This is a genomic window from Anabaena sp. FACHB-1391 (assembly GCF_014696755.1).
In the GTDB taxonomy this organism is placed as follows: Bacteria; Cyanobacteriota; Cyanobacteriia; order Cyanobacteriales; family Nostocaceae; genus Dolichospermum; species Dolichospermum planctonicum.
The window spans coordinates 22,603-37,326 of the sequence record NZ_JACJQS010000027.1 but is presented as its reverse complement, the minus strand read 5'-3'; the positions used below and the strand labels follow the sequence as shown (position 1 = coordinate 37,326).

Annotated in this window: 8 protein-coding genes; 3 read left to right on the top strand and 5 right to left on the bottom strand. The window is 36.3% G+C overall.

The window, feature by feature from the left end; all coding sequences use genetic code 11:
• Nucleotides 1–3: 3 nt before the first annotated feature.
• The 3 genes from nifJ (at nt 4) to H6F62_RS13650 (ending at nt 5,837) form a co-directional block, all read left to right on the top strand.
• On the top strand, nt 4–3,558 hold the full coding sequence (gene nifJ / locus H6F62_RS13660) for a pyruvate:ferredoxin (flavodoxin) oxidoreductase (RefSeq protein WP_190372268.1): 3,555 nt from the start codon (nt 4–6) through the stop codon (nt 3,556–3,558).
• 118 nt (nt 3,559–3,676) lie between these two features.
• Nucleotides 3,677–4,696 (top strand): dihydroorotate dehydrogenase-like protein, encoded by a 1,020-nt coding sequence (locus H6F62_RS13655; protein WP_190372267.1) that lies wholly within the window; start codon nt 3,677–3,679, stop codon nt 4,694–4,696.
• 52 nt (nt 4,697–4,748) lie between these two features.
• On the top strand, nt 4,749–5,837 hold the full coding sequence (locus tag H6F62_RS13650; protein WP_190372266.1) for an ATP-dependent 6-phosphofructokinase: 1,089 nt from the start codon (nt 4,749–4,751) through the stop codon (nt 5,835–5,837).
• Nucleotides 5,838–5,917: 80 nt separating this feature from the next.
• Here H6F62_RS13650 and H6F62_RS13645 read toward each other — a convergent pair whose 3' ends face one another.
• The 5 genes from H6F62_RS13645 to H6F62_RS13625 form a co-directional block, all read right to left on the bottom strand.
• On the bottom strand, nt 5,918–6,124 hold the full coding sequence (locus tag H6F62_RS13645; RefSeq protein WP_028084306.1) for a hypothetical protein: 207 nt from the start codon (nt 6,122–6,124) through the stop codon (nt 5,918–5,920).
• A 176-nt stretch (nt 6,125–6,300) separates the two neighbouring features.
• Nucleotides 6,301–9,420 (bottom strand): PAS domain S-box protein, encoded by a 3,120-nt coding sequence (locus H6F62_RS13640; protein ID WP_347238711.1) that lies wholly within the window; start codon nt 9,418–9,420, stop codon nt 6,301–6,303.
• A 340-nt stretch (nt 9,421–9,760) separates the two neighbouring features.
• Nucleotides 9,761–11,269 carry a pyruvate kinase gene (locus tag H6F62_RS13635; RefSeq protein WP_190372265.1) on the bottom strand — a complete coding sequence of 503 codons (1,509 nt, stop codon included), beginning with the start codon at nt 11,267–11,269 and terminating at the stop codon, nt 9,761–9,763.
• A gap of 87 nt (nt 11,270–11,356) precedes the next feature.
• Nucleotides 11,357–13,792, bottom strand: a complete 2,436-nt coding sequence (ppsA, locus tag H6F62_RS13630) for a phosphoenolpyruvate synthase (RefSeq protein ID WP_190372264.1) — start codon at nt 13,790–13,792, stop codon at nt 11,357–11,359.
• Nucleotides 13,793–14,109: 317 nt separating this feature from the next.
• Nucleotides 14,110–14,715 carry a Uma2 family endonuclease gene (locus tag H6F62_RS13625; RefSeq protein ID WP_137909006.1) on the bottom strand — a complete coding sequence of 202 codons (606 nt, stop codon included), beginning with the start codon at nt 14,713–14,715 and terminating at the stop codon, nt 14,110–14,112.
• Nucleotides 14,716–14,724: the final 9 nt, after the last annotated feature.

Sequence of the window (14,724 nt, the reverse complement as noted above, 5' to 3'; positions counted from 1 at the left end):
AATATGAAAAATAAAATTTTTGCCACTATAGACGGTAATGAAGCTGTTGCTCAGGTTGTTTATCAATTAAACGAGGTAATTGCTATTTACCCTATTACACCATCTTCACCTATGGCTGAATGGTCTGATACTTGGATGAATGAGGGAAAACCGAACATTTGGGGAACTGTTCCCTCAGTGGTGCAGTTACAGAGTGAAGGGGGGGTTGCTGGTGCTGTACACGGTGCTTTACAGACGGGTTCACTGACAACCACATTTACAGCTTCCCAGGGATTGATGTTAATGCTCCCAAATATGTATAAAATTGCGGGAGAGCTTACACCTACAGTATTTCATATTGCGGCGCGATCGCTGGCAGTGCAAGCGCTCTCAATTTTTGGAGATCATAGTGATGTCATGGCCGCAAGAAGTACCGGTTTTGCTATGTTGTGCGCTGCTTCTGTGCAAGAAGCCCATGATTTTGCCCTTATTTCTACACGCGCAAGTTTAGAATCACGGATACCTTATTTACATTTTTTTGATGGTTTTCGCACTTCTCACGAAGTAGATAAAATAGAAATATTAACAACTCAAGACTTAGAGAAATTCATTCCCATAGAGTTAGTAATTGCCCATCGTTTACGAGCTTTAACACCTGATAACCCGGTATTACGAGGAACGGCACAAAACCCTGATGTTTATTTTCAAAGCAGGGAAACGGTAAATTCTTTTTATTTAGCTTGTTCAGATATAACTCAAAGGGTCATGGATGAATTTTTAGAAATGACAGGAAGAGAATATAAAATATTTGATTATTATGGACATTCAGCAGCAGAAAAAATCATTATTCTCATGGGTTCTGGTTGTGAAACCGTCCAGGAGACTGTAGATTATCTTAACCAACACGGGGAAAAAGTTGGAGTAATCAAAGTGAGATTATATCGTCCCTTTGATGTCCAAAAATTTATTGATTCTCTGCCCAAAACTACCCGCAGTATTGCGGTTTTAGATAGAACAAAAGAACCGGGTGCTATTGGTGAACCTTTATATTTAGATGTGGTGACAGCGTTAGCAGAAAACCAAATTAATCAAATTAAAGTTGTTGGTGGTAGATATGGTTTATCATCTAAAGAATTTACACCGACGATGGTAAAATCAGTATTTGATAATTTAGATATTGAAATACCAAAAAATCATTTTACGATTGGAATTAATGATGATATTACACATACTAGTTTAGGATATAATCCAGAATTTAATATTGAACCGGATAATATAGTCAGGGCAATTTTCTACGGTTTGGGTGCAGATGGTACAGTGAGTGCAAATAAAAATTCAATTAAAATTATTGGAGAAGAAACTGATAATTATAGCCAAGGTTATTTTGTTTATGATTCTAAAAAATCTGGTTCTGTAACGGTTTCTCATTTGCGCTTTGGCTCTGAGAAAATTCGCTCTCATTATTTAATTACGAAAGCCAATTTTATCGCTTGTCATCAATGGGACTTTTTAGAAAAATTCCCGATCTTAAAAGAGATAATTCCTGGTGGTACTTTTTTATTAAATGCACCTGATCATCAAGATAAAATTTGGGATAAATTACCAGCTTCTATACAGCAGGAGATAATTAATAAAAATCTCAACTTTTATGTGATTAATGCCTATAAAGTCGCCCGTGAAGCGGGAATAGGTGGACATATTAACATAGTTATGCAGGTTTGTTTCTTTGCTATTTCCGGTATTTTACCAAAGGCAGAAGCTATTGCTAAAATTAAGGAATCTATCCATAAAACCTACGGTAAAAAAGTTGAAGAAATTGTCGAATTGAATATTAAAGCAGTTGATCAAACTCTGGAAAATCTTCATCAGATTATAGCCAAAGCAGCAAAAACAGAACTATCATCTATTCCCGAACCTACAGCAGATTTTGTTCATAATGTATTAGGTAAAATCATAGCCCGTCAAGGAGATGATTTACCCGTGAGTGCATTACCAATAGATGGTACATATCCCACGGGAACATCTAAATGGGAAAAACGCAATATTGCGGCAGAAATTCCTGTTTGGGATAGTGACGTTTGTATTCAATGTGGTAAATGTGTAATGGTGTGTCCTCATAGTGTAATTCGTGCTAAAGTATATGCAGCAGAAGTATTAGAAAATGCACCAAAAACTTTTAAAAGTGCCAATGCGAAAGAACATGATTGGCATAATTTAAAATTTACCATTCAAGTAGCAGCGGAAGATTGTACAGGTTGCGGTATTTGTGTTGATATTTGTCCTGCAAAAAATAAGGCCGAACCTCGCAGAAAAGCCATTAATATGGAACCACAAAGACCATTGCGAGAACAAGAGCGAGAAAACTGGGATTTCTTCTTAAATATTCCTAACCCAGATAGAAAAAATTTGCAGTTGCATCATATTAATCAACAACAAATGCAAGAACCTTTATTTGAGTTTTCTGGTGCTTGTGCAGGATGTGGAGAAACACCCTATATTAAATTAGTAACACAATTATTTGGCGATCGCATGATCGTCGCTAATGCCACCGGTTGTTCATCTATCTATGGGGGTAATTTACCCACCACTCCTTGGACAAAAAACGCCGCAGGTAGGGGTCCTGCATGGTCTAATAGTTTATTTGAAGATAATGCCGAATTTGGCTTAGGTTTCCGCATTTCTATAGATAAACAAGGGGAATTTGCAGCCTATTTACTTCAACAATTTGCACCAGAAATAGGTGAAACTTTAGTAACAGATATCCTCAATGCTGAACAAAAAGATGAAGCAGATATTTATGAACAACGAGAACGAATTTCTCTTCTCAAACAAAAATTAGATCAACTTCTCGAATCTATAACCAAAAGCAATCTCAAATCCCAAATCCAAAATTTAAAATCCTTAGCTGATTATTTAGTTAAAAAAAGCGTTTGGATCATTGGTGGTGACGGTTGGGCTTATGATATTGGTTATGGTGGTTTAGATCATGTAATTGCTAGTGGCCGCAACGTTAATATTTTGGTATTAGACACAGAAGTTTATTCTAATACCGGAGGTCAAATGTCTAAATCTACTCCTAAAGGTGCAGTTACAAAATTTGCAGCAGGTGGTAAAAGAACAACTAAGAAAGACTTGGGTTTAATGGCTATGACCTATGGTAATGTTTATGTTGCTAGTGTAGCAATGGGTGCAAAAGATGAACAAACTTTAAAAACTTTTTTAGAAGCTGAAGCTTATAATGGTCCATCCTTAATTATTGCCTATAGTCATTGTATTGCTCACGGAATTAATATGAGTACAGCAATGCAAAATCAAAAAGCCGCTGTGGACTCTGGACGCTGGTTATTATATCGTTATCACCCCGACCGCATTAAACAGGGGAAAAACCCTCTACAACTCGATTCCCGCACTCCTAAGATACCAATAGAAAATTCCATGTATATGGAAAATCGTTTTCAAATGTTGACGAAAATTAATCCAGAAACAGCAAAACAACTTTTAAAATCAGCACAAGTTGATGTTAACAATCGGTGGCAAATGTATCAATATTTAGCCGCAGGAAAATTGCAAGAAACCTAAATCAGAACTCAGGAAAAGGAAGAAAATCATTAAATTACCAAATTATTAACCCAAATTATTAACCCAAATTATTAACCCAAATTATTAACCCAAATTATTAACCCAAATTATTAAAATTATGAATTTAACTACCACATATTTAGGCTTAGAATTAAAATCACCTTTAGTTCCTTCCGCTTCTCCACTTTCACGGGAAATTGATAATATTAAAAGTATGGAAGATGCGGGTGCGGGTGCTGTGGTTATGCACTCGTTATTTGAAGAACAATTAACTTTAGAAAAATCCCAACTTCATCATCATCTCAGTTATGGTACAGAAAGTTTTCCCGAAGCTTTAACCTATTTCCCCGATATAACTAATTTTCGGGTAGGACCTGAAGAATATTTAGATCATATTCAGAAAGCTAAGGAAACAGTAGATATTCCCATTATTGGCAGTCTTAATGGTTGTTCTGTTGGTGGTTGGACTAAATATGGTAAACTCATGGAAGAAGCGGGGGTATCAGCACTAGAATTAAATATTTATGATGTTCCTACAGACCCAGATTTAATAAGTGCAGAAATTGAACAGAATTATATTGATATTCTCACATCGGTGAAAGCCGCAGTTACCATTCCTGTAGCTGTTAAACTCAGTCCCTATTTCACTAATATGGCAAATATGGCCAAACGTTTAGATCTTGCCGGTGCTGATGGTTTAGTATTATTTAATCGCTTTTATCAACCAGATATTAATTTAGAAATTCTAGAGGTTGAACCTAATGTATTATTAAGTACCCCCCAAGCCATGCGTTTACCTCTGCGCTGGATAGCCATTCTCTATGGACATATTCACGGTAGTCTTGCTGCAACTAGTGGTATTCATAATGCTCAGGATGTAATTAAAATGCTGATGGTAGGCGCAAATATTACTATGCTTTGCTCTGTATTATTGCGGAGAAAAATTACTTATATACAGTGTTTAGAAAAAGACCTGCGTGAATGGATGGAAATACACGAATATGAATCTGTACAACAAATGCAAGGTAGTATGAGCCAGTTAAATTGTCCTCATCCTAGTGCTTTTGAACGCGCTCAATATATGAAGGCTTTACAAACTTATAATCCAGATTCGGGTGGAGTTTATACAAAAAGTTAGGTAATAGGTAATAGGTAATAGGTAATAGGTAATAGGTAATAGCTAATAAATAATGAAAAAACGTATTGGTATTCTTACTAGTGGTGGTGACTGTCCAGGGTTAAATTGTGTGATTCGCGCCGTTGTCAGTCACGCAATACAGACTTATGATTGGGAAGTGGTGGGTATTCCCTACGCGACTCAAGGACTGCTAGAGCGGAAAACTGTCCCTTTAAGTATCCACAGTTGGAATTTGCACGGTATTGACCCGCTGCTCAACATGGGGGGAACAATTTTAGGTACTATTAATCAAGGAGATACCTTAGCCCATGCTGATGAAATATTATCAGGTTATGAAGCGATCGCTTTAGATGCTTTAATTGCTATTGGTGGAGATGGTAGTTTAAATATTATTCACCAATTAGCAGTTTTAGGTAATTGGCATTTAGTCGCTATTCCTAAAACTATTGACAATGATGTCGCTTTTACAGAACGTTCCATTGGCTTTGATACCGCAGTTAATACCATTGTTGATGCTATTAATCGGCTTACATTCACTGCCGCTAGTCATGACCGAGTCATGATTATCGAAGTTATGGGACGGACAGCGGGACATTTAGCATTATACTCAGGAATTGCTGGCGGTGCTGATGTGATTTTAATTCCCGAAGTTCCCTATAGTATTCAGGGTATATGCAATCATTTAGGGGAATTACGCCATGGCCGTGACGGCCAAAGCGATGGCTGGTACAGGAAATTTGCTATTATTGTCGTATCTGAGGGTGTATCTGTTTCTGCGGAAGATACAGATGGTGCTGCTAGTTGTATGATTGATAAATGTGGTAAAGGTCAATACATTGCCGAAAAAATCGCTAATGGTAGTAATTATTTAATTGATACTAGGGTTTCTGTGTTAGGACATATTCAGCGCGGTGGTATTCCCTCAGCTTTAGACAGACTCACAGCTACTATGTTTGGTAAAGTTGCGGTTGATTTAATTGCTCAAGAACAGTACGACAGAATGTTAGCTTGGCAAAATGGAAAAGTTGTAACTTTCCCCATTGAAGATGTTATCAATCATAATCCCTCCCTTGTTGATCCTCACGGTGATTTAATCCGAACCGCTCAATGTTTAGGGATTTATATTGGTGAAGAAGTCTAAGTAGTTTAATTTAATCTCTCAATAACACAATCAACTGGAGCGGGCAAGATGCCCACACCACAAGATTTTTATTGAAAATGCTATTTTCCTGCTTCCGCAAGTGCTTCTAAATGAAAAGCCACATTTTTAAGTGCCATTTGAATTTCGTTACTGTAACCAATACTTCTCCACCTTGGGGTTGTGGCATTGTCTAGCGCGGTTGTATCAAGGTATTGTGCAAAAACTATCAGTTTTTCGGTGTCTGTTGCTGCTGTTGCCAAATTTTCTAAAAATTCTTGAGGTGTCATAGATTTGCCAGAAAAGGGTAAAAGTCTCAGAAATCAGTCAATTGTATGAGCATAAGTTGTGTAATCTCAAAAATCTGTCCAAAATATCCAAATATTCATTCAAATATTCATTCAATCACGACTTTACTCCTGTGTTCAAGACACTATGGTAACACTCACCAAGGCTTTAGCCCTGACTACAAACAGAGGACAAGATTTAATTTTTCCAGTAATTCTTGATTGCTATAGGGTTTTAATAAAATCGCGGCAACTTGAGCTTCATTATCTGGTTCTATATTGCGTCCACTACAAGCAATTATTTGCACTTGGGGATTAATTTCTTTTAATTTGCAAATGGCGGCATTTCCATCCATTTCTGGCATCATTATATCCATTAATACTAGTTTGATTTTGTCCTGATTTTGGGTATATATATCAATAGCTTCTTTGCCATTTCTAGCAGTGATAATTTGATAATTGTAGTTCTCTAAAATGGTTTTTGTAACTTCAATAATTTGGGCTTCATCATCTACCAATAAAATCAACTCTCCCCGTCCTTGATACATTTTATGATCATCGGATTTTAAAAGTGAAATTTCCTGGTTTATTGATGGTAAAAATACCTGAAATTTGCTACCTTTTCCAACTTTACTATCAACATTAATAAACCCCTTGTGGCTTTTAATAATTCCTTGCACTGTTGATAGTCCTAATCCTGTTCCTTTACCAAAGTCTTTAGTAGTAAAAAATGGCTCAAATATTCTTTCTAATATTTCCGGTGACATTCCTATACCCGTATCCGTAACAGTAATAACAATATAATTCCCACCTTTAGCATGACAATTGATTTGCTGGATCTCCTCATCAATATATAAATTTTGCGCAGAAATAGAGAGATGTCCACCATTGGGCATAGCATCAGCAGCATTAACTACTAAGTTCATTACTACTTGATGCAGTTGGGTTTTATCCCCATAAACTGGATATAGTTTGGGAGAAAGATAGGTAGAAAATTTGATAGATTTGGAAACTGTTTGTTTGGCAAACTGTATAGTATCATTAATCAAATCATTAACTTGTAAAATCGTATATTTACCTTCAAATCCTCTAGCAAAGGATAACAGTTGTTTGACTAAAGCCGCTCCTTGTTTAGCATTATTTTCAATGATTGTCAGCATTTGTAAAACACGATTATTGTCTTGATAAAATCTAGCTTTAAGTAATTGAGCAGATCCTAAAATCGGAGTTAAGATATTATTGATATCGTGAGCAATACCACCAGCTAAAATACCTATACTTTCCAATCTCTGAGCGCGGAAATACTGCTGTTGTAGTCGTTTCTTTTCTGTAATATCAGTATCTACTGTCAGAATAGATTTGGGTTGTCCATCAGTATCTAACATTAATGTCCAGCGACTTTGAACAATAATTTCCTCCCCTGATTTTGTTTTTTTGTATAATTCACCCTCCCAGCTTCCAGATTTAAATACAGTTTTCAGGGCTGCTATTTCTTGTTCATTATCATTGGATTTATAGAAAATATCCTGGGTATTTCTCACTAAAACTTCCTGACTTTGCCAACCATACATCCTTTCTGCTCCCTGATTCCAAAAGATGATTTGAGATTTTAAGTCTCGCACTAAAATTCCATCAGTAGCGATATCTAAAAGGGCAGCTTGTTCAGATATTTTCCGTTCTGTTTCCTTGCGGTCGGTAATGTCTCTAGTTGTGCCAATCATTCGTAGCGGCTGACCATTTTCATCATAGTGGAGTTTAGCCCTAGTACCCAACCACCTGAGACTACTATCACTAGATATCACCCGATATTCACAGGACAAATCAACTCTTTTCTCAAAAGTCTTATGCACACAATGACGAAAATGCTCACGATCTTCACTGTATATTAAATTGAGAAATTCTGCGTCTATAGGAGACAAGGCATGACCAGATAGACCACACATTAAACCCATATTTGGAGACCAAAAAACCTCATTCTTTTGGATATGCCAATCCCATATCGCTGTATTCCCCGCTGCCATTGCTAAACTAAGTCGTTCTTCACTTTCTTTTAATGACTGTTGAATATTTTCCCGTTCAATAATTTCCTGTTGTAACCGCTCATTAGCAATTATTAACTCTGCCGTGCGTTCCGCTACTTTGATTTCTAAAAGGTCACTATTTTGACGTAGTGCAGCTTCTAATTTTTCCCGTTCATGAAGTGCAGCGTGCTGTTCACTAACATCAGATATTGACCAGAGAAAACGAATGCTTTTATTTAGATGATCATACAAAGGATTAACTCTGACTTTGCTAGGAAAAGGTGAACCTTCACGAGGACATAAATACATTTCCCATTCCTGTAAATTCTGCAATTTCCCTAACCTGGATACAAAATCAAAAGGGCATTTGTCAGCAATATACACCACTAATGGCTTACCAATAAGTGCCTTTTGAGGGACAGATAATAAGAATGATGCAGCTTGATTAGCTTCTTGAATCACACCTAAACTATCAGTTACAAAATAACCATTGGGTGCAAATTCAAATAAATTTTGATAACGCAGTCTTTCTGCTTCGGTAATTTCCCGATCCAGGATTAGTTGTTCATTTTGTTGACGCAGTTCCTCTTCCGCAATTTGCAATTCTTCTAAGGTTTCTTGAAGTTCTTCATTAACTTTTGGATGATCAGCAATTTGTTTTTCTGCCCATGCTTGCAAAGCATTAGAAAGTTCCCCACGGATTACTTCTATTTGTTGATTAACTGGGTTGTGTTCTGTCGTTGATTCTGCAAAATTTTCACGCAATGCTTGCATTATACCAACTATTTTTTCTATATTTAAGGCTTGTAATAAGTTCTTCTCTGTGATGATACCTATTAATTTCCCTGCATTATCTACTATTGGTAAATGCTGAATACAATACTGCTCTAAAAGGGTGAATGCTGTTAAAATCTGCTCAGATGCTGATGCTTTTAAAGTAATTAGTGGCTGAGTCATCACTTCAGCTATTTTTACCCCTAATAAGTTGATATTTAAGGCAATTACTCTCAATACATCTTTAATGGTAAATATTCCTTGCAACTCGTTTTGATTTACTACTAAAACATAGTCGTTTGCTGTTTTAAGTGGGTTATTAACTTGATAATTTGGTGATTGATTTATTAAGTTAATCGCATCCATAACACAACTATCGGAACTAATAGTTAAAGGAGAATAATCAATGATTTGACCTAAACTAGGTAAGTTAATAAATTGCTGGTGAAAACCGTTATTTAATGAATCCATTGGTTTGATATCATGGGTAGATGGTGTGGTCACTAGTTTAATACCGATAAAACTCTAATAAAACTCTAATAAAACTCTAATAATTAGTAGCTAATCAATTTGATAGGAATAAACCCAATACTTTGGTTTTGGAGAATTAGAGGATTTATTTCTATCAAAATAGAACGTCAAATCTGGCACGAGTTGGTACTAGAGATATTATGGAGATATAATTCGATTATAAACTTCCTCCTTAGATTGTAACGTGAAAACTTGATATATAAAGTTTTAATTTTATAAATATTTCCCATGGTGAGTATTCACAATTACTATATATAGTTTTGTGAAGACATCGGCAGAAAGGAAGATTTATGTTGAATTTTTTTCATACCAACTACCACGAATGTAAAGCTCTTAACTGGGGTGTTTTCTTAACTTGGTGGGCTTGCATTCTGGTGAGGACATCATCTAAAATACCCACAGCTTCAACAATATAAGCACCTTTGTTCAGCATAACACATTCTGCTCGTTCTGACATGGCCGCATCAGTAATTTCTGCCCGTGAAGGCATTCCATGTTTGACGAGATTTTCTAATACTTGGGTTGCCCAAATTACGGGTATATGGGCAGCTTCGCATAACCATAATATTTCCTCTTGAATTTCCGCTAGACGTTGATAACCAATCTCAATAGCTAAATCTCCCCTAGCAATCATAATTCCAAAGGGTTGTTTACCTGCGGCTTGAATAATTAATTCTGGAAGATTGCTAACAGCTAGGGGTGTTTCTATTTTAGCAACTATGGCAGGTATGGGAGAATTTTCTGGTAATCTTGCTGTTAATTCCTGTTGTAAAAGCTGAATATCTTCAGCAGTTTGCACATAGGAATAGCCGATAATATCAACTTGAGCCGCATGACTAGCAATAAAGTCTAAATCCTGCTTATCTTTTGCCGTCAGGGAACTCAAATGCAAATCAGTCTCAGGAAAATTGATGCCTTTTTCTGGTAATATCTTTTCACCTTTAAGCCGCGCATGGGTGATTTTTAACCATACACCCTGGGGTGTAATTGACTCTACATAAGCGCCAATACGTCCATCATCAATCCAAACTATTGTGCCAACTTTGAGTTCTTTTAATACCTCTGGCATTGTACAACTAACTTGAAAATATTGAGAATTAATTGCAGTTGGTAAATCCTGGCCCAGGAGGAGAGATTCACCTTTAAATATCCGCTGTTTGGGGCTGGGGGTAAGAGCAGATTTAATTCGGGCTTTGGGACCACTCAAGTCCATGAGAATTTTACAGACAGATCCTAATTCTAATTCTGCTTGTTTGACATGATTAATCATTGCTAACCATTCAACAGATGTATCATGAGCGCAATTTATTCTAACACAGTTTGTGCCTTGACGAATTATATTTTCTATAAATTCATAATTAGTCGCGGCTTCATTTGGTAACGTCACCATAATTCGGACGCGACGCTTATCGAGAGTGTTACCAAATAAATCTTCAGTATTTTGTTGCAGCAAGCGATCGCCTTCAAAAAATAATTCCAAAGCAGGATGTATAATTGTTGAGTCTTGTTCTGGGCGACAAACTGCCTGTAAGGTGGCAATGACAGCATCTAAAGTCGGTAAAACCTTAGCTTCTATCCTCCCTAAAGAGGATAAACCCCAAGGCATTAAGGCCGCTTGTAGTTCTCTTAAATCGTGTCTTCTCAGTGCTAGATAATAGGCCAAATTGAGGCTACTTTTAATGAAAGATTGACGGTGAATTTGCTTTTTCCATTGTTGAAATATTTCTGTTCCTTCTTCACTAATAGATTGACGAAGTTCCTGTAATGTGGTAAGCAAAATACAGGGATTAGATAAGTCTAAATCTAGATTTGTTGTTTGCATATTGGTTAGTTGTCAGTGGTAAGTTGTTAGTTGTAAAACTATTACCCATTACCCATTACCCATTACCCATTACCTATTACCCATTACCTATCCCCCTTTTTCTGCTTTGGCAATTTCTAACATTGTTTTGATCACAGAATCAGGATTTAGACTAATAGAATCTATACCTTGTGCAACGAGGAAACGAGCAAATTCTGGATAATCACTGGGCGCTTGTCCACAAATACCGATTTTGCGGCCATTTTGTTTAACTGTAGTTATGGCTTTAGCAATTATTCGTTTTACAGCTTCATTGCGTTCATCAAATAAATGTGCAACTAATTCAGAATCTCGATCTAATCCTAATGTTAATTGGGTTAAGTCATTAGAACCAATGGAGAAACCATCAAATACTTGGCTGAATTCATCAGCTAATAAAACGTTACTGGGTAATTCGCACATGACGTAAACTTCTAAGGCATTTTCACCTTTAACTAAGCCATTTTTTGCCATTTCTGCTAATACCTGTTTTCCTTCTTCGGGAGTACGACAAAAGGGAACCATCAAAATCATATTGGTTAAACCCATTTCATTTCTTACCCGTTTCATGGCCTGACATTCTAAGGCAAAACCTTCACGATAACGAGGATCATAATAACGAGAAGCACCACGCCAACCAATCATCGGATTTTCTTCTTTGGGTTCAAATTGTCTACCTCCTAAAAGATTGGCATATTCATTACTTTTGAAATCAGACAATCTCACAATTACAGGTTTAGGATAAAATGCTGCTGCAATTGTACCGATACCTTGGGCTAATTTAGTAATAAAAAATTCGGCTTTGTTTTCATATTGTGCCGTTAATTCGCTAATTTTATATTTGGCAAGTTCGTCTTCTAATTTGTCAAAATGTAATAATGCTAAAGGGTGGGCTTTAATATGGTTAGCAATAATAAATTCCATTCTCGCTAAACCAACACCATCATTAGGAATTGCTGTCAAACCCAGGGCTTCTTCAGGATTACCCACATTCATCATAATTTTAGTGCGGGTACGGGGTAAATTATCTAAAGTTAATTCTTGGATGTCAAACTTTAATAAACCTGAGTAAACTTGACCTGTTTCCCCTTCTGCACAACTAACAGTAATCTCTTGTCCAGTTTCTAAAATTGTAGTTCCATTTCCGCAACCAACGATAGCAGGAATGCCCATTTCTCTAGCAATAATTGCTGCATGACAGGTTCTGCCTCCAGAGTTAGTGACAATAGCACTGGCTTTTTTCATGATTGGTTCCCAGTCCGGGTCTGTGCGATTGGTAACTAGCACTTCTCCGGCTTGGAAAAGGTTAATTTGATGGACATCAAGTATGATTCTAGCTTTACCTTGACCGATCATTTCGCCCACACTACGACCTGTTAATAAAACTTGACTTTTTTCTTGGAGTTGATAAGTTTTGAGAACGGTTTTTGATTTTTGAGATTGAACTGTTTCTGGTCTAGCTTGGACGATAAATAATTCACCAGTTACCCCATCTTTTGCCCATTCAATATCCATTGGTGTGGTTATTCCCCGAATTTGGGAATAATGATCTTCAATGATACAAGCCCAGTCAGCTAATTGTAATATTTCTTGATCATTGAGGGCAAATTGATGCCGTTCAATTTCAGGAACACGAACATTTTTAGTTAATTTTGACCCGCCTATGTCATAAATCATTTTAATTTCTTTTGTTCCCAAACGCTTTTGGAGGATGGGCTTATAACCCTGTTTTAAAGTGGGTTTAAATACTAAGTATTCATCGGGATTAACAGCGCCTTGAACAATAGTTTCACCCAAACCATAAGCAGCGGTAATTAAAGCTGCATCTTGAAAACCTGTTTCCGTATCAATAGAGAACATTACTCCAGAAGATGCTAAATCAGAACGTACCATTTTTTGGACACCGACAGATAAAGCCACTTCAAAATGATCAAAACCTTTAATTTGTCGGTAGGAAATCGCCCTATCTGTAAAAATAGAAGCAAAACATTTATGACAAGATTCTAATACTCCTTGCAGTCCATGAACATTCAGGTAAGTTTCTTGTTGTCCCGCAAAACTCGCATCTGGTAAGTCTTCGGCTGTGGCACTAGAACGTACAGCTACATCAGTATTAATACCATATTCTGCACATAAACTTTGATAGGAATTAGCGATCGCTTCTTGTAATTCTAGCGGAAATGGAGTTTCTAACATCAATGATCTGGCTTTTTTTCCACATTCCCGCAGATTATCCATATCTTCGACATCTAAATGTGCAAAAATCTTCCTTAATTTTACCTCTAAACCAGCCGCAGTTATAAAATATCTATAAGCACCAGCAGTAGTCGCAAAACCATGGGGAACTTTCACCCCTTTGGAATTTAATTGTTGAATCATTTCCCCCAAAGAGGCGTTTTTACCACCTACCAAGGGAATATCTGCAATTCCCACGGAATTAAAGGGTAATACTAAAGCTTCTGGGATAGTTTGGCTATTTTCTTGATTGCGTTTAATTTCCAGCATCTTCTGAAATTCCTTAAATAGCTAATATTATTTAATTCAGAACCGAATTTAACTGTATATCTTTGAGAATGTTGCTGATATATTTGTATTCTAGACTATAATTCGACTTGAGAATAATATGGCGAAATAATACGTAATATATATAGGGTTTGCTGAATAAAATTTATTTTTACAAAGTTTTATTTTTACAAAGTGACATAAGTATAAATTCATCCTACTCTGTGATCTCTGCGGCTATGGGTGAGACAAATTCATACTTTTATTTAATTTAATTTATTTAATTTATTTAATTTAATTTATTTAATTTAATTTATTTATCACCAAATCTCACTTAAATCTAACACAAATCCCGGCAAAATATCCTCACCAGTTAATGTTTGCGGATTATCTAATTCTTCAACTCCACAATTAGGCCGATAAATAAATACTTGGCGTTGTTTTCTATCAATTAACCAAGCTAATTGTGTGCCATTGTCTATATATTCTTGCATTTTTTCTTTTAATGTAGATAAACTATCATTTTCTGAACGCAATTCTACTACAAATTCGGGACAAATAGGCGCGAATTTCTTTCTTTTGTCTGCGGGTATTATTTCCCATTTTGTCCGTTTTATCCATGCTGCGTCGGGAGAACGGACTGCACCATTAGGTAGGGTAAAACCACCACTAGAACCAAACCCTACTCCTGTACCATCTTGTTTTGTCCAAATACCTAATTCACCAATTAAATTAAAATTGCGTTGACCTGTTTCTGAATCTGTAGGAGACATAATGAATAAATCTCCAATTTGATTACGTTCGATTCTAAAATGACGATTTAACTGACAGAAATCAAAAAACTGATCATCTGTCATGACCATATTGGGTAGCATTTGTAATACCATTGGTAATATTTCTAAATCTACAGATAATTGTGTGTTCATGATCATTAA